The following is a 26,638-nucleotide window of genomic DNA, read 5'->3' on the forward strand; positions in this document are numbered from 1 at the left end:
AATTTGTATTTATTATTAAGAGGCCCCAATGGCAAAAGAAGATAACATTGAAATGCAAGGTACTATACTTGATACACTTCCAAACACGATGTTTCGTGTTGAACTTGAAAATGGTCATGTCGTTACTGCACATATTTCTGGTAAGATGCGAAAAAACTATATTCGTATTTTAACCGGCGATAAAGTTACTGTTGAAATGACACCTTATGATCTGTCTAAAGCACGTATCATCTTCCGTAGTCGCTAATATCGTTATCAAGATAAACTATTTAAAACTATATAACAGTTTATTTCTCTCTTTTTTAATAAAAAACCGTCGACTTTTGTCGACGGAAAAGTAAAAAATTGGGACTAAACTTGCGAATTAATCTTCTTTAGAAAAGTCCATCTGTTCGTATTTAACCCATTTTGTCTTTTTCACTAGCTTGTAGCCAAAGTAAATCATTAAAAATAATGGTATACCAATATAGGTCGCAATAACACCATTCCAATCAATGGTATCTTGCAAGAAAGCTTCGTAATTTTGACCAAGGGTAATAATTAAGCATAATACAAAAGCGAAAATAGGGCCAAATGGGAAACAACTTGATTGATACGGTAATTGATTAACATCCTTACCTTGAATAGTGTAACCCTTTCTAAAACGATAATGGCTAATCGCTATTCCTAGCCAAGCAATAAAGCCTGTCATACCTGACATATTAAGCAACCATAAATAAACAGCCTGATCTTTGTACATCGAGGTTAAGAAACAAAGCATGGCCACAAATGTTGTTGCAAACAACGCAGCACGAGGCACCCCTGATGATGATAAGTTTGCAAATATTTTAGGCGCTTTACCTTCTTTAGCAAGTGCATATAGCATGCGGGTTGAAGCATACAGCCCTGAGTTACCCGCAGATAATACGGATGTTAAAATAACTGCATTCATTAATGCCGCAGCAGATAATAATCCTGCATGTTCAAATACAAGGGTGAATGGACTAACACTGACATCAGTTTCATCGTTACGTAGTAAATTAGGATCAGTATAAGGAATAATCAAGCTGATAACTAAAATCGCAAAGATATAAAATAACAAGATTCGCCAAAATACTTGTCGCATAGCTTTAGGGATGTTTTTTTCTGGATCTTTTGATTCACCCGCTGCAATACCTATTAATTCAGTACCTTGGAATGAAAATCCAACCACCATTGCTACACCAATCATTGATGAAAACCCACCCGCAAAAGGAGCTTCTTTGATAGTCCAATTTTGCCAACCAGCCACTTCGACGCCTCGAAAGATGCCAATAATCATTAATAAACCAACTACAATAAAAATAATCACAGTAACAACTTTAATTAATGAAAACCAAAATTCTGCTTCACCAAAACCTTTAACTGAAATATAGTTTAAGCAAAAGATGATACTTAAAAATAATAAGCTCCATAACCAGCTATAAGGTCCTGCATCAAACCAATAAGAGATAACTAATTGAGCTGCAACTAAATCTACAGCAACCGTAATTGCCCAGTTGTACCAATAGTTCCAACCAATGGCAAAACCAAAGGCTTCATCGACATAACGTGAACCATAAGTTGCAAAAGTACCTGAAACAGGCAAATAAGCTGCTAGCTCACCAAGGCTGGTCATTAAAAAATATACCATCACACCTATAATGGCATACGAAAGCAATGCACCTCCAGGACCTGCCTGAGCAACGGTTGCCCCTGATGCGACAAATAGCCCAGTTCCGATCGAGCCACCAATAGCTATCATGGCTAAATGGCGGGCTTTTAAATCTCGTTTTAATTTGTTTTTCATAATCATTTTCTTCTGTCTAAAAAGATCAAATTTATCTGTAAAATTAGCCACTTATTTGATGTATAAAGATATATGTGGCTAAAATCTATCTCAAAAATTTATTGATATTTATCACTAAATAATGAAGTGCGGGAAGTTTATCAAAAAAACTACTGTGCGAGATAAATAATTCTAATAATCGGACTGTTTTGTTAAATTTAGGCAATACTTAACCTTTAGTTAGCTGTTCTAACTGTGTTAAATAATTCATCGCTTGCATTCTATTATTACCGCACATTTCGATGCTAGGTTTTAATCGACCACAAACTGTAGGCCTTGATGGGTGTAAAAATAATTTACATCGATAATTATTATCTAAATGAATGCAAGCAACGCCAGCAGGCTTCCCTTTAGGCATACCAGGAATAGTTGATGAAATCGATGGCGCAATACAACAAGCACCACAGTTTTGCCTGCATTTGAATAAATCTGCCATAGTTTTTCTTTAATTTAAGGTGCTTGAATAAATTTTGATGGTGACAATAGCAAGTTAGCGGTAAAATAGCGAGCTAATTTTTAACTCTTTTTATTAATTGTGAAGAATAAATATTATGGCTAAAGCAAATGAAATAAAACGTGGCGATGCAGTCGCCTTTAATGGCAAATTATTACTGGTTAAAGATATTGATGTCCAAAGCCCAAGTGCTCGTGGTGCAAGTACACTTTATAAAATGCGTTTTACCGATGTCAAAAATGGCGGTAAAGTTGAAGAGCGTTTTAAAGGTGATGATATCCTCGAAACAATTGAACTATCGCGCCGTCCTGTTAGTTTTTCGTATATTGATGGCGATGAATATGTGTTTATGGATAACGAAGATTTTACGCCTTATATCTTCAAAAAAGAGCAAATAGAAGATGAGCTATTATTTATTCCTGAAGGTGGTATGAATGGTATTCAAGTGCTAATGGCGGATGGTGAAGTCCTTGCTTTAGAATTACCGCAAACGGTTGATCTCGAAATTGTTGAAACTTCGCCAAGTATTAAAGGGGCGTCAGCCAGTGCGCGAACTAAACCAGCTACGTTATCAACCGGACTTGTTATCCAAGTTCCTGAATATATTGATAACCACGAAAAAGTTAAAATTCATATTGCTGAACGCCGTTATATGAGCCGTGCCGAATAACCAATAAAACTCTAATGAATATATATAATCAAAATAAACTACACAAACGATTGCGTCGCTTGACTGGCGAGGCAATCGCTGACTTTAATATGATCGAAGAAGGTGATCGTATTATGGTTTGCTTATCAGGTGGTAAAGATAGTTATACTTTGCTTGATATTCTAATTAACTTGAAAATCAGCGCACCAATAAACTTTGAGCTAATTGCCGTTAATTTAGATCAAAAGCAGCCTGGTTTCCCCGAACACGTTTTGCCTCAATATTTACAATCCCTAGGTATTGAATACAAAATCGTGCAAGAAAACACCTATGGTATTGTCAAAGAAAAGATCCCAGAAGGTAAAACAACTTGCTCGCTTTGTTCACGGCTGCGCCGAGGAATTTTATACCGCACAGCCACCGAACTTGGCGCAACAAAAATTGCCCTTGGTCATCATCGTGATGATATTTTAGAAACACTGTTTTTAAATATGTTCTATGGCGGTAAACTCAAAGCAATGCCACCGAAGCTAATGAATGATTCAGGTGAACATATCATTATTCGACCACTAGCTTATTGCAAAGAAAAGGACATTGCCAAATACGCTGAAATTAAACAATTTCCGATTATTCCTTGTAACCTTTGTGGTTCACAACCGAACTTACAAAGGCAAGTAATTAAAGAAATGCTCAATGAATGGGATAAAAAGTTCCCCGGACGCATTGAAACCATGTTCCGAGCAACACAAAATATCACCCTATCCCATCTGTGTGATACCAATTTGTTTGATTTTAAAGGAATTAAAAAAGGTGATCTTGCTGTTAATGGTGGCGATATCGCTTTTGACCGTGAAGATATCACACCAATCGGAGGCTTTGATGCTTCAGAGCTTAAAGATCAAGATATGATTTTATGGAAAGAAGCAAAATAACTCGTTAATATCACCATCGATAATAGTTATTTTTCAATTAATGCCACTAGTGTGGCATTAACTTTTATTTATATTACACAACAAACTTAACAAGCTGATATTTTAAAAAAGTTTAAGATCAGCCATACTTGAAATAAAATATCAATATTTAACCCGTTAAGTTAACCATTTTTGCCAGCATTGGTTGACTATTTGTTTTTCTTGTATAAAAAGTGAGTTATCAACCGTGCTAGGTTGTAATTGTAAGGCTAGTTGATGAATTTTATTGCGCATGTCGATATAAGCTTGTGTTAGCAGCTGTGCTTCATAACTGTTCATGATTTGATAATTTGTCGCAAGTTCTAAAATTCGCACATTATCGCTCCAAGCCGTCATTTTAGGATATTGATGAGCATAATTAAGCACAAGATATTGCGATAAAAACTCAATATCCCCAATTCCCCCTTCGTCAATCTTTAAATTAAATAATTTAGCTTGTGTCGTGCCAAGATGACTTCTCATTTTTTCACGCATTTGCCGAACTTCAGTTTTTAGTGTGTTTTCATCACGCTTTTTACAAAGTACATTATGACGAATTTGGTTAAAGCGTTTTATTAATTTATCTTCACCATAGACTGCTCTAGCTCGCACTAATGCTTGATGTTCCCATGTCCACGCTTCATTCATTTGGTAATCTGCAAACGAATCTAAACTACATGCAAGTAGCCCAGCATCGCCCTGAGGGCGAAGCCTTACATCGATTTCATATAAAATACCAAAGCTAGTACGCACATTAAATAAATGAATAATTCGCTGAACTAAACGCAAATAAAATTGACGGCTATCGATCTGTTTATTTCCATTAGTCATGCTATTGACTGGACAATCGTGTAAAAAAACCAGATCTAAATCAGACCCATAACCTAGCTCCCAGCCACCTAATTTACCGTAGGCAACCACAACTAAGCCTTTATCATTATCGCCCAAATGCTCTGGTTTGCCATAACGAGCAAGCATTTGGTTCCATGCCATTTGTAAAACAAAATCAAGTAATGCCTCAGCCACATAGGTTAAATGATCGCTGACTTTCATGGTTGATAAGACTTGTTCAACATCTGCTGCTGCAATATGCAGTAATTGCATCTGCTTAAATTGGCGTAAAGCTTCAAGTTGTTGTTCTTCATCATCCAACTGAATGCGTAATAAATACTGATAAAGCTGGCTTTTATATTCATTAGGTGCAACGGTTTGGTACAGCGAATTGATATCAATAAGTTCATCTAATAATATAGGATAATGAGCAAGTTGATCGCTAATCATTGGCGATGCACTACATAAACGAATTAACTGTTTTAATGCAGTCGGATACTCCAATAACAACTCTAAATAAGTCGTGCGACTAACAATATTAATTATCAATGGTAAAATTCTTGGTAATACCATTAATGCTTGTTTGTCAGCACAACAAGCTTCTAATAGTCTTGGCATTAATTGATCAAGTATTTCTCGTCCACGAACACCAATTGTTCGTTTACTTATATCATCTCTAAATTGCACAAGCATCTGCCAAAATTGATTTGCCTCACTATCTGAATAGTTAGGTAGTATTGCCATCACATCATTTAATTGTAGATCTGGTACCCAAAGATCATCAAATTGATCATTATGCTGTTTATCATTAGAGGAAAATTCAGGCTCTACCTCTCCAATAAGTTCATTGAATATTAAACGATTAATTTGCATTCGTGCCGATAATTCAGTTGCAAAATCAAACCAATTATTAAAGCCCATACTTATCGCTAAACGTGACTGATCAAGATCATCCTCTGGGAGTGTTTGGGTTTGCTCATCACGAATCGCTTGCAGTAAGTTTTCGCAACGGCGCAAAAAAAGGTAATTTTCGCGTAACGTCGATACTTCTTGATAGCTCAGTAATTGTTCATTCTCAATGACCTGTAAAGCAGATAATAATGAACGAGTTTGTAGGTTCACCACTCGACCACCGCGAATAAGCTGAAAAACTTGTACAATAAACTCTATCTCACGGATGCCACCTGCCCCAAGTTTAATATTGTTTTTTAAACCACGGCGACGGACTTCGCGTTCAATCATGCTTTTCATATTACGCAATGATTGTAAGACGCTAAAGTCAATATAACGACGATACACAAACGGTTTTAGCATTTGGTAAAGCTCTTTAGCATAAGGTGCTTGCTCATCACCTAGTACTTTTGCTTTAACCATCGCATAGCGTTCCCAGTCACGTCCTTGTTCTTGGTAATAATCTTCCATAGCCGCAAAACTTAATACTAAAGGCCCTCCATCACCAAGCGGGCGCAAACGCATATCCACACGGTAGACAAAACCATCTTCAGTGATTTGATCAAGTGCTTTAATTAAACGTTGACCTAATCGAGTGAAGAATACTGCATTATCTAACTCTCTCAGCCCTCCTTGTGTTTGCCCATGCTCCGGATAAGTAAAAATCAAATCAATATCAGACGAAAAATTAAGTTCTCCCCCGCCTAGTTTGCCCATCCCTAAAATCAGTAATGGCTGTGGCTCACCTTGACCATTACAAGGTGTTCCCCACTCTTTACAACTAAGCTCATAGAGCCAATCACGAGCTGTAACAATGATCACCTCGGCCAGTTCACTCAATTGTAATAAAATATGCTCATCATTGCTGCTATGTGTTAATTGAGACCACGCCAACCGGACTAAAATATAACGACGAAATTGTCTTAATATCTTCATTAATTCAGTTTCATCTGAAACTGCTGTTAATTTTTCACTCAACCAATTTTGGTAATATCGTCTTTCATCAGCTTGTGGTGGATTTTTTATGATGTCAGAAAGCCACAGTGGAAATTGATAAAAAGCATCCACCAAAAAATCACTGTGTACTAAAATATCAAGATTAGCTTCCACCTCATTTGGGGTGCATTGCTTAAGTTGAAAAGTAATTTTTTGCTTTTGCTGTTCAAGAAAAGTGGAAAGCAAGTGGTTAAGCTCCAACATGGGTAAACTCTCTTAGAAATATTTTTACTAAAAGTAAAATCACTAAAATAGAACCATATTATAAATAACTTTTGCTATTGATATAGTATTTTATATACAAGATGAAAACTTGCAGAAAAATAATGGATAATGCATACAAAAAATAAAAACTGTTTCAAGTTATTAGTCTTATCTTTGCCATATCAGCAATACACATTTTGGAACGAGAGTTTTTTGCTAAGACAGCATAATTACCTTAATCCTAATAAAGATATTCCATAACAAGAGGTAGTAAAAATTTCAGGTATCGCTCTATATAATCAACAACAATATATAATACAAGACAGTACTACTTATTATAGCGCCACACTTGCTGTGCTTAATGTAAAATGTTGCCATTAATAATAACAGAAATTGAACTTGCTTAATGCCAATTTTACCAGTTCAATTACTGTTAAGTTAATTGGTGTAAGTCCTATTCAGGCGATAGCTTAACAAAACAGGATAAATTAGCTTTTTTACTAAAAAATGCCCTGGCTGTTTTGCGGACAACACCACAACCCGTTACACTTAAAATAAGAAATAATAATATAATATCGGCTATAACTATGACCAGCATTTCATTGTTTGTTAATGAGTTTGCCATCTTATCAAACCATTTTAGACAATATATATTTATAGAGATGACAATTATTGCTATTAGTAATGTCAACATAAAAGCAATAGCAGAACTAAAAATTAATGACTTCACTTGCAATTGACCATTAACTGCCATAAATTTTTTTCGTAAAGCAAAATAACCGATTATATTTATAATCAGCAAAAAAGCTGAATAAAACATAATAATTACAATATTATGTTCAAAAGGGGCTGTAGAATCTAGGGGATCTTTAGGAATGAAAAAGAAATTTAAACAGAACAAGACAATAGCTAGATAATAAAAATTAAACAATAAAATAAATAAAGATAAATGAATTTTTTGACTATTACCTGAGGATAATACAGTCATATCTGACTCTGTTACAAAAGCAGTCCGAAGTAGCTTTATCCCTAAATAAATCGCCACTGTTATCCAAATATAACAAGATAATCTAAATATGCCTATATAGAGACTTTCTATATGGGGAAAATAATATGGCGCTATAGCAGAATATAAAAACCCAAGAACCTGTCGCTCAAATAGAACTTGACAACCATTGATACCTATTATTATCAAAAAAACAATTAAGAATACACAAAGCAGATTCTTTTTATTAGCCCGATAAACCGAATTCTTGTGCAATATTATGGCTGAAGTAATAAAAATTAAAACTAGATTTGCTAGCTGATTAAAAATATTAGGCAAAACTATATGAATAATTAATGATACAAAAGAATCGGCCCAAATATATGGGTTAAGCTTTGCATAACTGAAAACCATGTTGTCAACAAGAAGTTCTCGCCCAACCAAAAAAGTGCTATCTAGCACCCCATACAACAGTACAAACAAGAACGGTAATTTAAAAAAGGAGAGTTTTGTCATTTTACTTTTCATTCAATTAATTAACAGTTAGATTTGCAATCAACATTAGTTTCAACTTTGTATTGATCTCACTAAAAGCAAATTCTTTTACAGAGTTAATGGACGATAATGCCATTTGCCATTGAGTAAATTCAGGTTCAAGAGGAAGATATTTATCTATTAGAATATAATTGATTTGATTTAGTGTCTGTTGGTATAGTTCCAGATCATTAACTTCTAACGCATACTCTTCGTTTTGTTGCCAAAACTTTAATAGCTGCACCAAATCTTGATGAACTTGTGGATCAAACTGGCAGATTTTTAATGGCGCATTTTTGAGTAAGCGATAACCTCTAGCGGCTTTACTTTGTGAAAAAAGATGCAAATTAAATCGACTTAATTCAAGCGCAAAATTGAGTAAATCCTGCTTATTACCTTGTTTGATCTCTAATTCGACCTCTTGAATTATTTTAATTTTTCCATTTGAGTGAATTTCACCTTGATCTAATACTATTTCAATTTCGCTACTTGCAAACGAAATTAACCAAACTTGACGTTTAAAGTCAGTCGAAAATAACGGTAATAAATCTTGCTGTAATCGCTCAATATCACAATTATCAGGCAATGCCGAATAAGGTAATATGGTTAAATCAGGCTCTGAATTAGGCAAATCAGCATTAAACTCAGCTCGCTCGTGTAAACCCGCAATAGTTTTTTTATCACGTTTCAAGGTGATTTCAAAATGAGTTATCGTGCTGTCATTGCTTGTTCTGACCCGTAAACCACATCCATGATGACGCAAATAATAGTCCACTGTATCATAATAGGTGTTACAAAGTGTTAATTGCGAGAATGTACGTTTTTGATTTGATATTGCAGAAAACTCTAGCTCATCAGAGTGCGCCCATTGATTTAAATAAAGTTGCAACGCAGCAATATCATTATTATTTATTTCAAACTTTAATTCAATTTCGTTACTCATTAATCTATTTTTTATTCATTATTGTGATTCATCTATTGTTTAGTTATTATGTAAAGCAATCAATGACGGGCAAACAAGGCATTAAAAAGTACTGTCAATTAATGTTCGTGAACTCGATTACCAATTACTTTACGACACGAAATGGATTAGTTGGCTTAGGTTTGGATTGTTCGGATTGTTGAGTTGAGGCTTCACGCTGAGCATGATATTGCGGCTCATCTTCAAATCCCATGCCAACGCCATTTTCGCGTGCATAAATAGCCTCAATTGCAGCCATCGGCACCACAATGTGTTGGGGTACGCCAGAAAAACGAGCATTGAATTCAATTTGTTCATTAGTAGATAAATATTGACCTACCGATTGCGGGGCAATATTTAACACGATTTGATTGTTTTGGATAAATTCCTGCGGCACCAATACACCATATACCGAAGTATTCACTACAATATAAGGCGTTAAGTCGTTATCTAAAATCCAATCATAAAATGCCCTAAATATGTAAGGGCGACGCGGGGTCATTTGCTCAAGTTCCATTAAGGCCACCTTGTCTAAAATTTTCGTAAATAAGGATAAATTTAATTGATTAAGATCTTATCTTTTTTTCTTCTTCAGTTAATGAATTAACAAAAGCAGGACGTTCAAAAATTCGCGCCATATAACCTAAATAATTCTTTTCAGCTATTTTTGGTAATTCAATGTCAAGCAGAGGTAATCGCCAAAGTAATGGCGCAAAGTAACAATCACTTAATGTAAAATCATCACTCATAAAATAATCCGCTTCTTTAAACATAACCGAGATGGAAACAAGATCATCAAGAAGATTTTTTCGTGCTGTTTTAGCTGCATCGCTATTAGGATCGGCAATGATTGTTTCGTAAGCACTGTACCATTCTTTTTTAATTCGATACATCGTTAATCTAGAATTCGCTCGAACAATTGGGTAAACTGGCATTAATGGCGGATGAGGAAAACGTTCATCAAGGTATTCCAATGCAATATGTGGTTCATATAACGTAAGATCTCGATCAATTAAAGTTGGAATTGAACCATATGGGTTAAGATCCAATAATTCTTGAGGTAAATTATCTGCCGTTACAAACTCTATTTCCGCAGTTACCCCTTTTTCTGCCAGAACAAAACGGATCTGATGTCCGTAAATATCTGTTGTATCACAAAATAATGTCATCACAGAACGTTTATTAACAGCAACAACCATATCCACTCCAAATATATAAAATTAAAATAAGTTTTATTGATGACCATTCTAACAAATTGAATAACAAATTTGTTAAAAAAAATGAATTTTCTTACTTTATTTTCTTGAATAATACAATATTGAAAAAAAGTTTCAGAAAAGCATACGTTTTAATATAAAAAATTGCCAAATGAGTTAGATTCGTCAAATTTAAGAAAATTTATTTGTTTGCCGATAGCTTTTCATCATTCCAAGTCACTTAATCAAAAAAAGGAATGTTTTTTAATAGACAAAAACCAGCATAAAAAAACCCAGCCAATGCTGGGTTTTTGAAACAAAGTTGTAACGTTTTTGTAATATTGAAAGTCGGGTAAGGACACAACATTACTGTTTCGCCCTCCCCTAAGAACTGTACGAGCGAATTTCTCCGCATACAGCTCAAGCCTTTCAATTGACTTTACTAAGCCAGTTTCACTACCGTTAATTTCAGTGCATGAACTTTTTTGTGGCAAGTAGGATGAAGTAATACCCTATTTTTGAGCGTGTCCGCCCCTCCGTGCATTTTGTAGATAATATGATGGTCATGCCACCCCGTCTCTTTTGTGATTGGAAGTTGACATAAGCCACAACGACCTTTTTGCGTCTTATACAGCATTTGCCATTTGTGTCTATGTGAAAATTCTTCACACATCCTCTTTTGGTATAATGTCTCGCCATATAATTCCCATTCCAGTAAAAACGGATTGTAGTCTGATTTTACCTTGATATGTCGTTTAATTGCCGTCTTGCTACATTGCAATAATTCAACCCATTTATCCACACCCTGGCGGTCTTTTATCATTGTGCCAAAGTTCCATATCCGAGTTGCCGTCGTTTTAAAGTATTTCTCTTTAACCCAACGTTTACCCTTTTTGCTATGTCTTCTTCGACTCCAATTCCAAAGCGCGCGCCATATTAATGCATCCATTCGCCCATATGCCTGACTCGCCGCTTGACTTCGGTGATAGTTAGCCCACCCCCTTATCATTGGATTAAGTTTCTTTATTAAGTCTTCTTGCTTCGCCATGCTTAACTTTTTAATCTTATCCCTTACCTTGCTATAGAATGCTTGCACATTCTTTTTACTCGGCTTGATGATAAGCTTGTTGTTAAAGTGTCTCACCGTCCAACCTAAAAAGTCAAAACCCTGCCCGATATGCACTACTTTCGTTTTCTTCTCTGATAGCGTTAGTCCTCTCTCTTTGAGAAATTCCTCCACTATCGGAATGACCTTTTCTTCCAGTAATTCTTTTGATATCCCTGAAATAATAAAGTCGTCTGCATACCTGACCATGTACGTTTTATGTTGCCTGATTTTCCTGCTCGCTTTCTCACCAAAGTGATTAGCTAGCTCTTTTTCCAAGCCGTCTAACGCCATGTTTGCCAGCGTTGGCGAGATTATCCCACCTTGCGGTGTGCCCGCCTCAGTCATCTTCACCTGCCCCATATCTACGACCCCTGATTTCAACCACTTCGTTAGTATCCGCTTATTCATCGGAATATTGGCGATTAACCAATCATGGCTAATGTGGTCAAAACAGCCCTTGATATCCGCATCTAATACCCACTGCGCCGGTTGGTTGGTTTTCCGCCCTTTGTGTGAGAATATTTGATGTATGTGAGTTATCGCGTCTACCGTTGAACGATTAATACGAAAACCATAAGAGCCTTTGTCCGCCGTTGTTTCTGACACAGGCTGTAGAGCAAATAGATAAAGTGCCTGCATTGCTCTGTCTTTCATGGTCGGAATGCCCAATGGACGCTTCTTTCCGTCAGATTTGGGGATATACACCCGCTTTAATGGTTGCGGTTGATACCCTTTATTTGTCAGCGTTGCTACGGCTTTCCATTTTGCCTCTGCGGTGTTCCAAGTTATCTTGTCTACGCCCGCCGTTCTTTTACCTCTATTTTCAGTCACTCGCCTTACCGCTAATTGCTTAGCATAAATTGAGCGTGTCAATAATCTTTGCAAGCGTTTTACCTTGCGCCAATCATTTTCAAGTGTCGCTTTCGCAATCCGTCCCTGCAATCCCTTAACATGTCTTGTTGCTTTGACCCAATCGATATTGTGCCATTGCGTTGCCATGTCAGAGGTCGCTGGAGCTAGACCACGTTTCGCTTTTTTGCTATCATGATTTTGCTCTTTCATACTGACCTCTTGATACAAGAAGTAGCAGAAATTACTTGATATGGTATGAATAACTACCAACAGAACTACCACGTTACACGTGGCAGTTATTCAGGATATCAAATAATCTACCACTGTTGTAACACGGTTAATGATTGAGTTTTGAGCTTGGCGAATGTTTCACAGATGAATTACTTCCCAATAATTCATTTTAAACTGTTAGGCATTCGTTAGCTCATCCCTCGCCTAAAATAATTCCATTAGAAATTACCCACCAAAGGATTAGCCTGTCATCTTGCGACGAAAGACCAGTTAGAAGTCTGCACCCTTTCGAGTTAGGTCATGTCTCATACCCTATATCAGCCATTACAGCCAATCATTCGCTTTCTCTAACCTCCCTTACCTGCACGCTCGACAGCATCACTTACGCTCTGCCTGCCAGCCCCCAATTTTCGCGCTCTATTAAAACGATTGCTGAATTGTGGACGGCAAACGTACAGGCTTACCAAGTTCCATTATTATCACACGAGTAGTGAAGATATAGACTGTTCGCCGATAGTCGTGTTGATGGCGTATTCCCACGCTAAACGAGAATATCCGACTATATTACCTTTTGGTCAAAGCCTATCAGTAGTTTTGGCTTTTTCAGCATTACGACGTTTATCATCTATTCACTTTACGTTCATCTTTCTACCCAGTCTAGCCCCTCATGGTATACTACTTACCATTACTTAATGTTACCTCACGATAATCATTAACCTTGCTATTCCTCAAGGGGGTACATTGTCAGGAAGCTCCGCACCAAACCGTTACCAGTCTCGCACTATCCCTAGACTACTGTTAGCCATATAACAGGTTGAACTCTCATTCTTGCTTAATGTTACTGCAATCCTGATTCAACAATGATAATAACAGCTTTTGCACTTATCACTACACACACTTCGTCAATTTCAGCTTAAACTATATGCTGATTGGTTCTCTCCTCCCCTTCAACGATGACAATAGTAAATATTGCTATCTTGTTGTTGGAAATTACAAGAATATCAGATATGATTAATTGAAATGTCTAAAGAGAGTTAGTTCTCTATAGTAGCTGATTTATCTCAACTAGATTATAGTACCAACTTGTACCTTTGATAGGTTATATATACAGTATCCTTTCGGACACTATATATAATGTCCTACTTAGATACTGTGAAGTGACATCTAGGGCTTTTGACCCTAGATGTTTTCCTAAAATATTGATAAAATTCAATAAGTTAGGCAACATAAGTGCGACCTTGTCGCACTTAACGTTTGCTGAATTGTGGACGACGACGTGCTTTGCGTAGACCCACTTTTTTACGTTCAACTTGACGTGCATCACGAGTAACGAAACCTGCTTGACGTAATGCAGAACGTAAAGTTTCATCATATTCCATTAATGCACGAGTAATACCGTGACGAATTGCACCTGCTTGACCTGAAATACCACCACCTTTAACCGTGATATAAAGATCAAGTTTGTCAGTCATTTCGACTAACTCTAACGGTTGCATAACAACCATACGAGCAGTATCACGACCAAAGTATTGCTCTAATGAGCGTTTGTTAATAACGATGTTACCACTACCTGGTTTGATAAATACACGAGCAGCAGAACTTTTGCGGCGACCTGTACCGTAATATTGATTATCAGCCATCTTTTATCCCCTTAAATATCTAATACTTGCGGTTGTTGTGCCGCATGATTGTGCTCATTACCAGCATAAACTTTTAGTTTACGGTACATTGCACGACCAAGAGGACCTTTCGGTAACATGCCTTTTACAGCAATTTCGATAACTTGTTCAGGATGACGTTCAATCATCTCTTTAAAAGTCGCTTCTTTAAGTCCACCGATGTAACCAGTATGACGATAATAGATCTTATCAGTACGTTTTTTGCCTGTTACAGCAACTTTTTCTGCATTGATAACGATAATATAATCACCTGTATCAACATGTGGTGTGTATTCTGCTTTGTGTTTACCACGCAAACGGCTTGCGATTTCAGTAGCTAAACGACCTAACGTTTTACCTGCTGCATCAACAACATACCAGTCGCGTTTAACTGTTTCTGGTTTAGCTGAAAAAGTACTCATTCGTAATTATCCAATTTTTAATTAATCTCACGTTAATAAATCACTTGATTTATTTACACTTTTTGATCAAAACTATTAATTAACTCACCCCTTCGAGTGGCCATATTAATGTTGACAATCGAAAACAACGTTGGGAAGAACGTTGTCGTAACGTGGGTGGCAACATTATACAGAAATAATATAAAAGCGCTAGAGTTAAAAAGAAAAAATCATGGCGATAAGAAACGCTTACTGTTAAACTTTCACTTAACATTAAATAACGACACATATTGATATAAATGGACAATACAATTCTACTTTCTAAAGACGATTATATAGGCAAAGGGTTACACCGCAAATGCTATCATCATCCAATAGATCCTAATAAATGCATTAAAGTTAATTACAATGACGGCGCAGAAGAAGAAACAAACCGCGAAATAGCTTATTATAAACACCTTATTAGGCGTAATATTGCATTTGATGCATTAGCAAAATATTATGGTCCAGTTTCAACCAATTACGGTAAAGGCCATGTTTTCGAGCTTATTAGAGATTATAATGGTGAAATAGCCATACCACTAGAAAAGTACCTTGCTGATAATAAATTAACTAAACAATATTATGATGATTTAGTTGTATCATTAAAAAGTTTAAAATCAGCTTTATTAAAAGATCGCATTATTACAATGACAATCAAAAGCAAGAATATCTTATTTCAGCATTTAAGTGCAGATAAAAGCCGCTTGATTATTATCGACAATATCGGTAATTCAACCCTTATCCCCATTGCTAATTATATTTCTTTTTTTGCGAAAGCTAAAATTGAACGAACTTGGCAACGTTTTTTAACATCAATTATTAAAGAAAATGACCACAATAAATTAATCACACGTTTAGTTGAAGATGTGAAGCAATGATACAAAATTATGCAATATCATCTTTCACATTATCGAGTCTATTTTTTTAAGGTAAATAGGTAATGATGTACTTTAACAATACTTAAACCAAGCCTAATGCCGTTATGCTTTCAAACCATGCGAAAAGGCTTAGGTCGCTTTTTCGCTTTTAGATTCATCTAAATTATTAATAAGTTAACTTAAAAACTTTAAAAGAACCTTAATAAAAATGCTTTATTTAATAATTAGATTAATGTGAACAAAAATAAATATAACAAAATGTCATTTAAAACGAAATGATCGGCATTTTGGCAAAATCGAAACAGCAAAATCAAGCGATGCGCAAATAATAAAATAAACAACAATAACAAATAAAAAGATCTCAGTTGGATAAACCATACTACGATTATTAACTTGAGTAGCTATAAAAGTAAATTCCGCCACCCCAACAATATAGGCCAAAGACGTATCTTTAATAAGCGATACCCACTGATTGACAAAAGACGGCAACATCATTTTAAGAGCTTGTGGTAAAATGATAAATAAAATAACTTGCTTTTTAGTCAACCCTAACGAAAATGCTGCTTGCCATTGTTCTTTAGCCACCGCAATCATACCGGCATGCACTGAATGACCAATATATGCAGCGCCAATTAAAGATAGTGCACATATCACCGTTGCGATAGCTGGCACATCAACATTAAGCAATACAGGTAATAAAAAGTAAGTCCAAAAAATAAGCATAATAACAGGGATTGCTCTTAAAAAACCAAGTATACCGACTAATAAATAGCGCACTGTTCCTTTTAAGACAGTCAACCCTACACCGGCCAAAATACCTAACAGCGTTGAAACGATAATTGCAGCAAAACTCATTAATAACGTTAAAAAAATGCCTCCGGGAAAGTTTCCCCACATCATATAACTTAAATTGTTATAAATAACCTCTAAACCTTTAAGTTCCATAATTGATTACACCTTACCTATTTGTAATCGTTTTGCTTGATAAATATTACCTAAAGTTCCAACCATCACTATTGCCAAAATATATAATAAAGTCGCAATGGCAAAATCTTGAAAGGTTTTTAATGATTCGGTTTCGACTTGACGTGATACATAAGAAAGCTCTAACACACCAATAGCCATTGTTAACGATGAATTTTTGATAATATTCATATACTGACCAATTAAAGGCGGAAAGGCAATACGAAAGCTTTGCGGTAAAATAATAAATCGCATACTTTGCCACCAAGTTAACCCTAATGCTAATGAAGCCTGTCCTTGCCCTTGCCTTACACCAGCAATGCCGGCTCTAAACTCTTCGGCAATAAAAGCACTGGAATAACACGTTAAACCAACTAAACCAATTATAAATTCAAAGGACGGCATTTTCAGTGAAAAAAAGAACAACAAAATTTGTGGTTCATCAAATAGCCATAACTTAAATTCAACTGGTAATAAATTACCCACGCCAAAATACCAAAAAAAGAGTTGAGGTAATAATGGGGAATAACGAAAAATTGCGTTATACCCCATTACAATCCTTTGAATAATCTTAATCGGGCTTTGTTGAGCAATAACTAATAAAAAACCCAGTAATGTTGAAAAGACAATAGTAAGCAATGAGATAGCTAACGTAACTAAAAAACCATCCCATAACCACCACCAATAACGGGATTCAAGTAATTGCTCGTGCATAACTTACTGGCCTTTACCTATTTTAAAGTCACCACGAGGCATGGCTGATGTGGTTTCAGGTCCAAACCAACGGTTATAAATTGTTAACGCTTGACCATCTTTTTCAAGTGTTAATAAAATTTGGTTCACTTTTTCTTTCAAGCGATCTTCCCCTTTTGGTATACCAACTGCTTGATATTCTTGGGTGATACTAAATGGCGAAATTTCAAATGCTGCACGTTGTTCTTCAGGTACATTAGCGAGTAAACCAATTAATTTGGCATCATCTTGAGTAATTGCCTGTACCACACCATTACGTAATGCCGCAAAAGCAAATGGTGTATCATCATAAGAAATCACTTTAGCCGTTGGGTATTTTTCGCGCAGCGTGATTTCCATGACCGTACCTTTATCAGCACCAATACGAAGGTTCTTTAAATCATCGACTGATTTTAAAATACCTTTTTTTGCTATAAATTTTTGACCAGTCGCAAAATAAGGCAGACTAAAATCAACAGTTTTTGCCCTTTCATCAGTTACAGTAAAGTTAGCAACAATTAAATCGGCTTTTTGGGAAGTTAATAGAGGAATTCGATTGGCTGGATTAGTTGGCACAAGATCAATTTTCACATTCAGTGCTTTAGCTATTTCATTGGCATAATCAACATCAAGACCAACAATTTTATTGGTCTTTTCATCAACATATCCAAATGGCGGGTTGCTATCAAACACGGCTATTTTGATTTTCCCGCGTTTTTCGATGTCATCAAGGCGATCTGCGTAAGCTGAATTTGCACCTAACAAACTACTTATTAATGCGACCACTGTTAGTGATTTAGTCAACAATTTCATCCTGATTCTCCCAAATAAAGGTTATATTATTTTCAGTTAAAGTCTAACAACAAAGAACTGAATGAATAAATAACAAATACTCACATGGTTATAACTTAAAGTTATATCGTTCATGTTTTGAAAAAGAATCCTAGAATAACGGTAATACGCAATACAACAGGTATTTTATAAAATTAATTTACCCAACTATCTCACTATCGACAAAAAAGTAAGCAATTTCTTTTTCGGCCGAGGTTAAAGAATCTGAACCATGTACAGCATTTTCGGTCATGCTGTCAGCAAAATCAGCCCGCAAAGTGCCTGCAGTTGCTTTAGATAAATCAGTCGGTCCCATCAATTCCCGATAACGCCTAACAGCATTTTTTCCTTCTAGAACTTGAACTACTATCGGGCCAGATATCATAAATTTAACTAATTTATCAAAAAATGATTTACCTTGATGCTCTATATAAAAGCCTTCAGCTTGCTCTTTCGTTAATCTAAGCATTTTTAGGGCAATGATGTTAAGTTTTGCTTGGCTGATACGGGTTTCAATTTCACCAATCAATTGCTTTTTAACTGCATTGGGTTTGATGATGGATAATGTTCGTTCAATAGTCATATGCTTGTTCCTAGTTAATCAAGGGTAAAGGCCAGTCGCGAAATTTGCCCGCTTTGGTCTAATAATAATAGATGATGTAAACCTTTTTGAGTTACCGTTATAGCAACTTTTCGATCGTCATGCTTTTGCTCAATGAGGTCACCATCTAAAAACCACCATTTATCACCTATTCCACCTTGTGGTGTTACATCAATGGTGACACCGTGTTGCCCTGGCAAACGCTTTACTAATTGGTTATCCCGTAATCCAATAATATTCAGTGGCAAAAAGATATCTTTACCAAATACAGGACAATTTTTATCAACCTCAGGGAGCAACGATTGCCTACGCTCTTTGGGTAACAGCCAATTTTCTAAAGCGATCGGCCAAAGTGCAATCTGTTTTTTATGCGCATTATTACAATCTGCAGACACCCGTTTTCCTTCATCATTGACCCAGATCGTCACCCACCCTGAACGGTAGAGATTGTTATTAAGCTCTGTAAGAGTATCAAGCGTTGGGGGAACCATGTTATTTAATATCCAAGCATTTTTCTGCCGGTGACAGTTTTCATCGTTTGCTGGCAGGACTTGCCCTGATGGCCAACAAATTTTTTCTGAAGTCACCGTTGCCGGTTTTATTATTAAGGGTAATGGGCGATTGAGTCGTCGCTCTTTATTTAATAATAACGAGTTAACCTGTTGTAAAATCGGCACTGCGGTAATACTGCCATATTGTCCAACAACAGGCGTTCCATCTGGACGACCAACCCAAACACCAATTAAATAACGAGGGTTCATACCAACCGCCCAAGCATCACGATAGCCATAACTAGTGCCTGTTTTATAGACAAGTTGATGATTATTAACTAGCATCTTGCTAGTGATCCATGCGCTGCCATCGCTAATAAATGGCTTACTTAACAATGGTTCATCTTGCGTAAAACGTAAAGGGCTGACTTGTCCATGACGAGCAAAAGCACTATAGGCACTGACCAAATTATCCATTCTTAATGATGCACCACCTAATATATACGAAATATTAGGGTTATTACCAGTAGATACCAGTGGCAACCCAATACTGGCAAGTTTTCCAGCAAACCGTTTTGGACCATAGAGTTCAATTAACTGAACAGCGGGCAAGTTCAATGAATTTTTTAATGCTTCTGTAGCACTGATTGGACCATAAAAATCTTCATCAAAATTGGTAGGGCGGTAATCAGAACGGATTCGAGGCGTATCTTGCAATAGCGATTCAGAATGAATCATACCATCATCAATCGCGAGTGCATACATAAAAGGCTTTAATGTCGATCCAGGTGAGCGAAGCGCACTTACCATATCAACCTGTCCAAATCGATCTTTATCATTAAAATCAGCTGAACCTACATAGCCTTTTACTGACATATCGGTATGATCGACAACTAAAATAGCCAGCGAAGTTTTGGGTGGTAACTGGTTTTTCCGATTAGTCGCAATATCTTCAAGACTATATTGAAGAGAGTGATCGATATTTGAACGGATTATATCAACATCAGGATATTGCTGAATTAATCTACGCGCTAATAAAGGCGCTAGTTGTGGCTTTTTACGAGGATAAACCCATATATCTTCTTTTCGAACTTGCTCTATAATATCGGATGACCATACTTGATATTGAGCTAATCTTGCTAAAACCTTGTCTCGAGCTTGTTTGGCACGCTGAGGATACCTATCAGGACGCAAGCGGCTAGGAGCTTGTGGCAATACCGCTAATAAAACCGCTTCGCCACGTGTTAACGCTTTTGGTGCTTTACCAAAATATGACCAGCTCGCAGCCCCCAAGCCTTCGATTGTTCCCCCAAATGGTGCACGGTTGATATATAAAGTTAAAATTTCATCTTTGGTAAAATGTAATTCAAGTTGTAGCGTTCGAAATATTTGTTGTAACTTTCCAACTATGGAGCGATCGTGAGGATCAAGCAATCTTGCAACCTGCATCGAAATAGTACTGCCACCTGAAATAATTTTTTTATTGGTGATGTTTTGCCAAGCTGCCCTCATTAACGATGCGGGATTAACACCAAAATGATCATAAAAATGGCGATCTTCATAATTTAGTAACACATCAAGATAATCATTGGGGACTTCATCTAAGTGAATTGGATACCGCCAAACGCCATTTTCATCAGCAAATCGCCAAAGTGGCGTACCATCTTGCGCAAGAATTGTTTGTGTGGATTTATTTGTTGCAATCGACAATGGAAATAAGTGATCGGCAACAAAAAAACTGCCTATTAACAATAAGATGAAAGAAAAAAAACAAAACAGAATGTTAAGCAGGTACTTTTTCATTTTGTCAAAAACTTTCAGAAAACCCTACGTTTTAGTATAAAAAGATACCGCTAACTTTCGTTAGCGGATAATCAATTTGTTTATATTATTAGTCATCAATCTGAATCAATGTATAAATACTATTGTTGCTTTGGCTTATTAGGTTCTACATTGCGTTCAACAATCGACATAACTTCAGTGGATTGACCAATTGCAAACCGATCCGGGCGATACATTGATTCAACATAAGGGTATGGAATCATATAATTACCTGCCGTCACAGCCCTAACTAAATAAGCAACACGAGTGCGATAAGTATCTTCACTCATATAATGATTAATATCAACGGCTGCGACGTATCTATCATCACGAAACTCTTGATATTTAACATCATTGCTATCTTCATCTTTCAACAAATTAGCTAATTCAGGGATCGCCTGTAAGCTAACATTGCTGTTAGTTAGATTTTGGTTTTCTAATTCAAGACCAGCAGGTAAAAAGTCAACAATTAACGCATCATGAATAGCTTCTTTATGCGAATTAACATCTAATACAACTACCATTAAATCTCCCACCTTCATTTGATCGGGTTGAATTTTATTACCTTTCAAATCATAGTAAGTACGTTTAATCGTTAATACATTTTCATCACTGGTTGGCGCGGGGGCATTTTTACCATAGCCTGACACTGTGAATTTGATATAAAGCGGCTGTGCGTCTTGTGGATTTGAAATCGTTAAGCCACTTGCTAAATTAACAAATCCAAAAGAACGCGATAATGTCGAATCAACCTGATTTGACTGTGCATTAATCACAACATTAAACTTGTGTGAAGATTTATGTTGATCTAATGACCAGCCTGCTACAAATAATGCATTAAGTTCCTGTGTTGAAAAATAACGAGTATCATTAAGTAGATCAGATAAATGAATTAAATAATCAGCTTGTTTATCAACACTTAATCCGTTTTCAATCAACAATGATAAGACTAACGCATTATCACGAATCGTACTACCATATTCGCCAAGCCAAGCATATTGATTATCATAATTGGTTGTAAATACTTGTGGCATTAAGCTGTTATAGACGTTGTCAAAACCAGCTAATTTAGCAGATAGTGCTAACTGAGCAACAGGTAATGGTGACAACACCTTAAAATTACTTTCTGTGATTTGTTGAGACATTCGATTGATCTCATTACGCATTGGTACCGTGATTTTATTTTGTTTTGCAAGCACTGCTAAAGCATACGCTTTAGTAGCAAATTGCGTATAATCGCTTATTTGTGAATTTTCATAATAGTTGTGTAAGCTATTAAATGCATTAGCATCATAAATATATTGGCTAATACGAGAAATAGCTGCACTAAGCGCATCGTTATTAATATTATAACCACGTTCTTTAGCTTGCAATAAAAAGTCGGTCGCATACACGGTTAACCAATGTTCTTCAGCACTCTCGTTATTCCATAAACCAAAACTACCATTATTACGTTGCATTGATAAGATTCGCGAAATACCTAATTGCACTTTTTCACGTCGCTGTTCATCCGATTCAGTTTTAATTCCCAAAGCTGCAAGCTGTTTTTGGTTTGCATATAATGACGGCATTAAGCCACTAATGGTCTGTTCCAAGCAGCCATATGGATAGGCAAATAATTCTTTAATATATTGAGCAATATTAAGTGGCGGTTGATCTGATATGATCAATTTGCCATCAACCGTATTTTCAATCATCTCAGCAATACTATCTTTAGGTAACTGCCAACTTTCACCACCATTTATTGCTGCCGCATAATATTTTGTTGTTGCGGCATAAGCAGGTCTAACACCAACCTTCCATGATCGTTTGATCTGGTAATCAGAACCATCATCTAACAAAATCCCTTTGACATTAATGGTTACAATACCTTGTCCATAGCCATAATCAGCAACAATGGGCACTTGAATAATTTGTCTTTGCTTGCTATCAAGTGTTGCTGTTACAGACTTAACTGCATTTTGATGAATCAAACCATCCGTTGAAACATCAACCTGCATTGTTTGCGTTTTTTCGGTTAGATTATTAAGATCTAACGCCAAAATAGCCTGATCACCACCCGATAAAAAGCGTGGCGTCGATAATTCAGCAACCACTGGCGATGCAACGATCATCGCTTGTTCAGCCTTGCCATAACGACTATCATCCCATGCTTGCGCCATGATGCGTAATTCGCCATTAAAATTAGGCAAAACTAGATCAACAACACCTTCACCTTCATCGTTAAGATCAATAGTTTGTAATTGTTGAGCCACAACATTGACTTCAGTTAATGCTTTTTTGCCTCCTGCTCCCGCTGCGCCAAGCATAGCATCACCACCAAAGCTCACATTTACATTGCGCCCTTTACCTTCAATCAATTTGCCGTATACATCGTAAAGATCAACATCATAACGTTTACGACCTAAAAACGCGCTGTAAGGATCGGGTGTGGCAAAATTGGTAATATTCAACACTCCTGAATCCACAGCCGAAACCAATACCGTTACCTTACGATCTTTCTGGATTGATTTTTTATCCAATTTAATTTTTATTGGAATGGTTTTTTCAGGCTCTGTCTTCGTCGATGCCTCAATACTCAAATTTAATTGGCGATTAGAGGTATCAATGGGTAAATAAAGCAACCCTATTGCTCGTTTAACCGTTTGTACTGTTGCATCGGTTGATGGACGAATAATCATCGCATTAATATAAATATCATGACGTCCCCAATCTTGAATTGGAATTTCGACATCAAGGCCGTTTTCATCAACGGTAATATCTTGTTTCCATAACATACCGCCATTGGTTTCAAGAGATACATACCCCGATCCCGCTACAGGTGCTTGTACATGTATTTTAGCGGTATCGCCAACTGAATAAGCTGTTTTATCAAGGCTTAATTTAACCTGATCTGGGCGAACAGCATTGGTACCATTAGTGTTATCTTCCCAATTGTAACCACTTCTAAAACGTAGACTACTGGTGATGTTATTTTTAGTATCGACAATTTCAATACGATAAGAGCCATAATCATCTGTTTGGTAACTTACTTTGGTTGTGCCACTGGCATCAATAGAAAGCGGTTGTTCTTGCGCAACAAATTCACTTGAATTGTATTCTTGATGCCATCCAGCATCGTCAGACCAGCTCCAATAATAATTACGACGTTCACGAATAATTCTCGCCTTTAAATGATTTGCAGCCAGCTTCTCGCCATCGATGTTAACATAGGCGACTTCAAACTCTGCATTAGTCCCTTTATCAACTGTCGGACTGATTTCGTACCTATCCGAAGACCAATCATAATAAGGCGATTGAGAAAACAACGCCCGCACTGCCGGCATTTGCAGATTTGGCCAAATAGTCTGGCTGGCATAACGTGTAACAGGACGTCCCCCAGAATCAAGTAAACTAGCTTGCAAAATAAGTTTAATTGGAGAGGCCAATTTACCCCAATTGTTAGTGTCTACCCCAACTTTTGCGATCCCATTTTTATCTAAAGTCGTCTCAATATTATCAAGTTGATGAGCAAGATTACTGTGAGTCACATCACCAATTTTATAATCGGCAAGTTCAGGGATTGAATCGATCTTCTTAACATAAACATGCCCCTCTAAACTATTACCTGCAGCAGGAGCACCATAAAGGTACCAGCCTTTCACATCAAAATTGATACTTTTATCCAACATAATAGGTTTATTTGATGCGGGCGTAATTTCCATTGCCATGCGCTCTGGCAAAAATTCTTCCACACGAAACCACGCATAACGGTAATTATCGTCCCCTAAATTAAAACGAAATGCCCATTTACCCGTTGCCGCATTAGCAGGAATAACATATTGCCATTGATATAAACCATTGGAATCAGTTTGAGCATCGATAGTAAAAGTTTCAACAACTTGATTATCCGGAGACATAACATCAACCACAATTGGTTGAACAGGCAATGGCTTACCATCGGCATTACGCAAAAGCGCATTAAAATAGACCGTTTCTTGAGGGCGATATAAGTCACGAGGACCAAAAGCAAAAAGTTGTTTTTGATAAAAAGCCGAACCCGTTAAGTTATATTCGCTTAAATCTAATGCACCGCGATCCAAATTTAGCAACGAAATCTGTTTGCCATCATTGGCGGTAAGTAAGCCATAATCCATACCTCTTGGTAAAGCCACTTCAGCATAACCTGTGGCATCCGTTTTAGCTGAAATAGTTGTACAGTTTTTATTGCTATCTCGAATACTTTTGGTACATAGCACCGATAAATTAATATCAGCAAGCGGTTTGCCATTGTCGAGTCCATGGGTAATGACTGATAATTTACCGTTTTCATAAACATGTACAGCAATACCAATATTACTGATTGTAAACAGCGATGCAGGATTTGAATAATCATAGCTTCCTGCTTGACTCATAACTGCAAGATAAACACCTTCTTGCTGAAGTTGTGGAATGGAAGTAAGGTTAAGTAACACAGTTTCTTGAGAATTACGTTTTGGATTCAGATCAAATCGAGATGTATAGACTAAATCAGTAAATTTATTAATATTCTTTGCGTTCCAACTGGTCATTTGGTTAATAAAACCATAATCATCAATAAAATCAGATAACTGTTCAGGTTTAACTTTAAAGAAATTCACATCAATTTTATCCACATTAAGTGTGGTAACCGGCAAACCACTCATTGATTTACTTGGCAACAAAAAACCACTGCTAGCAAATCCCACCATCGGCTTGCGATCTTGGGTTTTAATTTCCGTTTGGTAGACTTCTTTTAAACTGTTGCCATTAATTGCTGCTAACATCTTATCAATTGTCAGTTCTAATTTACGATTTGGTTCAAGATATCGATGTCTTAACTCTAATCCGTTATCTGACAGTTCCCAAGTACCGTCAACATTGCCAGCTTGGCGATCAACTAAACGAAGCAAATTAGAAAAATTAAGATTAGGATTTAAAGGCACTGAAAAGGTAATCACCAATGTACTTGAACCATCAACAATGACTTCAGAACTATCAATAACGGTTAACGCTTTATCATGATATTTTTCGATTAATTCAGGGGTTGGGTTAAAAACAGGTTTTGCTGGTTCATCTTGCGCTATTTTACTTGCATCATTGGGATCGCTAACATGGGCTGTTTCGTTATTATCAATCAATTCTGTTGCTGGTTGTGTGATGATTTGTTCAGCGCTTGCACTTTGCTTAGTATCATTATTATCACAGCCAGCTAATACTAACAGCAAGCTTAATACAGCTAAATGTTTTACTAATCGCATTTTCCACCCCGTATATAATTATTATTATTTGCTGATCTTCTTTATCTAAAATTTAATCACATATTATGTACTACCTTTTACCTTTTAGCAAAGAGTGTTTAATAAGGTTTGATGATTTTTTGTATAAAAAAGGAGTAAATAAAAAATCTATAAAATCAATATCTTTTCTGACTGCTTTTTGCAACAACCTATATCAGCTCTCGGCTTATTCTGA

The 26,638-nt window shown here is 36.5% G+C and carries 20 protein-coding genes; 4 read left to right on the forward strand and 16 right to left on the reverse strand.

The annotated features are described in order from the left end of the window. Positions 1-28: 28 nt before the first annotated feature. The gene (gene infA, locus ACYIAM_RS04930; RefSeq protein WP_025315083.1) at positions 29-247 is read left to right on the forward strand and encodes a translation initiation factor IF-1; all 219 of its coding nucleotides are present in this window, start codon (positions 29-31) and stop codon (positions 245-247) included. 117 nt (positions 248-364) lie between these two features. On the opposite strand, the gene ACYIAM_RS04935 is transcribed toward infA, so the two are convergent. Continuing rightward, a complete protein-coding gene (locus tag ACYIAM_RS04935; RefSeq protein WP_174796317.1) occupies positions 365-1,813 on the reverse strand; it encodes an amino acid permease in 1,449 nt (482 codons plus the stop codon). Positions 1,814-2,015: 202 nt separating this feature from the next. Then, positions 2,016-2,282: a YkgJ family cysteine cluster protein gene (locus ACYIAM_RS04940; protein WP_174796316.1), complete on the reverse strand. Its 267-nt coding sequence runs from the start codon at positions 2,280-2,282 to the stop codon at positions 2,016-2,018. 115 nt (positions 2,283-2,397) lie between these two features. Here ACYIAM_RS04940 and yeiP point away from each other — a divergent pair, with 115 nt between their 5' ends. Together yeiP and ttcA are read left to right on the forward strand one after the other, a co-directional pair. After that, the gene (gene yeiP / locus ACYIAM_RS04945; protein WP_160432338.1) at positions 2,398-2,970 is read left to right on the forward strand and encodes an elongation factor P-like protein YeiP; all 573 of its coding nucleotides are present in this window, start codon (positions 2,398-2,400) and stop codon (positions 2,968-2,970) included. 14 nt (positions 2,971-2,984) lie between these two features. Further along, positions 2,985-3,881: a tRNA 2-thiocytidine(32) synthetase TtcA gene (gene ttcA / locus ACYIAM_RS04950; RefSeq protein ID WP_174796315.1), complete on the forward strand. Its 897-nt coding sequence runs from the start codon at positions 2,985-2,987 to the stop codon at positions 3,879-3,881. 156 nt (positions 3,882-4,037) lie between these two features. Here the strand turns inward: ttcA and glnE are convergent, their stop codons facing one another. The 8 genes from glnE to rplM all read right to left on the reverse strand — a co-directional run bounded on the left by glnE (position 4,038) and on the right by rplM (position 14,828). Next, positions 4,038-6,881, reverse strand: a complete 2,844-nt coding sequence (gene glnE, locus ACYIAM_RS04955; protein ID WP_483747475.1) for a bifunctional [glutamate--ammonia ligase]-adenylyl-L-tyrosine phosphorylase/[glutamate--ammonia-ligase] adenylyltransferase — start codon at positions 6,879-6,881, stop codon at positions 4,038-4,040. A gap of 454 nt (positions 6,882-7,335) precedes the next feature. Further along, positions 7,336-8,382, reverse strand: coding sequence for a hypothetical protein (locus ACYIAM_RS04960; protein WP_483747476.1), 1,047 nt, complete (start codon positions 8,380-8,382; stop codon positions 7,336-7,338). Between the two features lie 16 nt (positions 8,383-8,398). Beyond that, the gene (locus ACYIAM_RS04965) at positions 8,399-9,343 is read right to left on the reverse strand and encodes a CYTH domain-containing protein (protein WP_483747477.1); all 945 of its coding nucleotides are present in this window, start codon (positions 9,341-9,343) and stop codon (positions 8,399-8,401) included. A gap of 124 nt (positions 9,344-9,467) precedes the next feature. Continuing rightward, positions 9,468-9,878, reverse strand: a complete 411-nt coding sequence (locus ACYIAM_RS04970; protein WP_174796311.1) for a ClpXP protease specificity-enhancing factor — start codon at positions 9,876-9,878, stop codon at positions 9,468-9,470. Between the two features lie 49 nt (positions 9,879-9,927). Beyond that, positions 9,928-10,560: a glutathione S-transferase N-terminal domain-containing protein gene (locus ACYIAM_RS04975; protein ID WP_174796310.1), complete on the reverse strand. Its 633-nt coding sequence runs from the start codon at positions 10,558-10,560 to the stop codon at positions 9,928-9,930. Between the two features lie 439 nt (positions 10,561-10,999). Beyond that, positions 11,000-12,727: a group II intron reverse transcriptase/maturase gene (ltrA, locus tag ACYIAM_RS04980; protein WP_483747478.1), complete on the reverse strand. Its 1,728-nt coding sequence runs from the start codon at positions 12,725-12,727 to the stop codon at positions 11,000-11,002. A gap of 1,268 nt (positions 12,728-13,995) precedes the next feature. After that, complete coding sequence (gene rpsI, locus ACYIAM_RS04985; RefSeq protein ID WP_034915459.1) at positions 13,996-14,388, reverse strand: 30S ribosomal protein S9; 393 nt, start codon at positions 14,386-14,388, stop codon at positions 13,996-13,998. A gap of 11 nt (positions 14,389-14,399) precedes the next feature. Next, the gene (rplM, locus tag ACYIAM_RS04990) at positions 14,400-14,828 is read right to left on the reverse strand and encodes a 50S ribosomal protein L13 (protein WP_065566227.1); all 429 of its coding nucleotides are present in this window, start codon (positions 14,826-14,828) and stop codon (positions 14,400-14,402) included. A 278-nt stretch (positions 14,829-15,106) separates the two neighbouring features. Here rplM and ACYIAM_RS04995 point away from each other — a divergent pair, with 278 nt between their 5' ends. After that, positions 15,107-15,727, forward strand: coding sequence for a YrbL family protein (locus ACYIAM_RS04995; RefSeq protein WP_483747479.1), 621 nt, complete (start codon positions 15,107-15,109; stop codon positions 15,725-15,727). A gap of 261 nt (positions 15,728-15,988) precedes the next feature. On the opposite strand, the gene ACYIAM_RS05000 is transcribed toward ACYIAM_RS04995, so the two are convergent. The 6 genes from ACYIAM_RS05000 to ACYIAM_RS05025 all read right to left on the reverse strand — a co-directional run bounded on the left by ACYIAM_RS05000 (position 15,989) and on the right by ACYIAM_RS05025 (position 26,424). Then, on the reverse strand, positions 15,989-16,672 hold the full coding sequence (locus ACYIAM_RS05000) for an amino acid ABC transporter permease (protein WP_483747480.1): 684 nt from the start codon (positions 16,670-16,672) through the stop codon (positions 15,989-15,991). 6 nt (positions 16,673-16,678) lie between these two features. Beyond that, the gene (locus tag ACYIAM_RS05005) at positions 16,679-17,404 is read right to left on the reverse strand and encodes an amino acid ABC transporter permease (RefSeq protein ID WP_483747481.1); all 726 of its coding nucleotides are present in this window, start codon (positions 17,402-17,404) and stop codon (positions 16,679-16,681) included. 3 nt (positions 17,405-17,407) lie between these two features. Continuing rightward, complete coding sequence (locus tag ACYIAM_RS05010) at positions 17,408-18,241, reverse strand: ABC transporter substrate-binding protein (RefSeq protein ID WP_483747492.1); 834 nt, start codon at positions 18,239-18,241, stop codon at positions 17,408-17,410. Positions 18,242-18,413: 172 nt separating this feature from the next. Further along, positions 18,414-18,836 (reverse strand): nucleoside-diphosphate kinase, encoded by a 423-nt coding sequence (gene ndk, locus ACYIAM_RS05015; protein WP_483747482.1) that lies wholly within the window; start codon positions 18,834-18,836, stop codon positions 18,414-18,416. Between the two features lie 14 nt (positions 18,837-18,850). Beyond that, positions 18,851-21,148 (reverse strand): penicillin-binding protein 1C, encoded by a 2,298-nt coding sequence (gene pbpC / locus ACYIAM_RS05020; protein WP_483747483.1) that lies wholly within the window; start codon positions 21,146-21,148, stop codon positions 18,851-18,853. Between the two features lie 119 nt (positions 21,149-21,267). Further along, positions 21,268-26,424: an alpha-2-macroglobulin family protein gene (locus ACYIAM_RS05025; protein WP_483747484.1), complete on the reverse strand. Its 5,157-nt coding sequence runs from the start codon at positions 26,422-26,424 to the stop codon at positions 21,268-21,270. Positions 26,425-26,638: the final 214 nt, after the last annotated feature.

Source organism: Gilliamella sp. X-60, from assembly GCF_057063585.1.

What these genes read in the sequence shown, in the direction of transcription:
- ACYIAM_RS04975 (WP_174796310.1), bottom strand. Translation starts at nt 10,560, where the DNA reads ATGGTTGTTGCTGTTAATAAACGTTCTGTGATGACATTATTTTGTGAT.
- ACYIAM_RS04970 (WP_174796311.1), bottom strand. Translation starts at nt 9,878, where the DNA reads ATGGAACTTGAGCAAATGACCCCGCGTCGCCCTTACATATTTAGGGCA.
- ACYIAM_RS04935 (WP_174796317.1), bottom strand. Translation starts at nt 1,813, where the DNA reads ATGATTATGAAAAACAAATTAAAACGAGATTTAAAAGCCCGCCATTTA.
- ACYIAM_RS04940 (WP_174796316.1), bottom strand. Translation starts at nt 2,282, where the DNA reads ATGGCAGATTTATTCAAATGCAGGCAAAACTGTGGTGCTTGTTGTATT.
- ttcA (WP_174796315.1), top strand. Translation starts at nt 2,985, where the DNA reads ATGAATATATATAATCAAAATAAACTACACAAACGATTGCGTCGCTTG.
- ndk (WP_483747482.1), bottom strand. Translation starts at nt 18,836, where the DNA reads ATGACTATTGAACGAACATTATCCATCATCAAACCCAATGCAGTTAAA.
- ACYIAM_RS04965 (WP_483747477.1), bottom strand. Translation starts at nt 9,343, where the DNA reads ATGAGTAACGAAATTGAATTAAAGTTTGAAATAAATAATAATGATATT.
- ACYIAM_RS04995 (WP_483747479.1), top strand. Translation starts at nt 15,107, where the DNA reads ATGGACAATACAATTCTACTTTCTAAAGACGATTATATAGGCAAAGGG.
- rpsI (WP_034915459.1), bottom strand. Translation starts at nt 14,388, where the DNA reads ATGGCTGATAATCAATATTACGGTACAGGTCGCCGCAAAAGTTCTGCT.
- ACYIAM_RS05000 (WP_483747480.1), bottom strand. Translation starts at nt 16,672, where the DNA reads ATGGAACTTAAAGGTTTAGAGGTTATTTATAACAATTTAAGTTATATG.
- ACYIAM_RS04960 (WP_483747476.1), bottom strand. Translation starts at nt 8,382, where the DNA reads ATGACAAAACTCTCCTTTTTTAAATTACCGTTCTTGTTTGTACTGTTG.
- ACYIAM_RS05025 (WP_483747484.1), bottom strand. Translation starts at nt 26,424, where the DNA reads ATGCGATTAGTAAAACATTTAGCTGTATTAAGCTTGCTGTTAGTATTA.
- pbpC (WP_483747483.1), bottom strand. Translation starts at nt 21,148, where the DNA reads ATGAAAAAGTACCTGCTTAACATTCTGTTTTGTTTTTTTTCTTTCATC.
- rplM (WP_065566227.1), bottom strand. Translation starts at nt 14,828, where the DNA reads ATGAGTACTTTTTCAGCTAAACCAGAAACAGTTAAACGCGACTGGTAT.
- yeiP (WP_160432338.1), top strand. Translation starts at nt 2,398, where the DNA reads ATGGCTAAAGCAAATGAAATAAAACGTGGCGATGCAGTCGCCTTTAAT.
- infA (WP_025315083.1), top strand. Translation starts at nt 29, where the DNA reads ATGGCAAAAGAAGATAACATTGAAATGCAAGGTACTATACTTGATACA.
- ACYIAM_RS05005 (WP_483747481.1), bottom strand. Translation starts at nt 17,404, where the DNA reads ATGCACGAGCAATTACTTGAATCCCGTTATTGGTGGTGGTTATGGGAT.
- ltrA (WP_483747478.1), bottom strand. Translation starts at nt 12,727, where the DNA reads ATGAAAGAGCAAAATCATGATAGCAAAAAAGCGAAACGTGGTCTAGCT.
- glnE (WP_483747475.1), bottom strand. Translation starts at nt 6,881, where the DNA reads ATGTTGGAGCTTAACCACTTGCTTTCCACTTTTCTTGAACAGCAAAAG.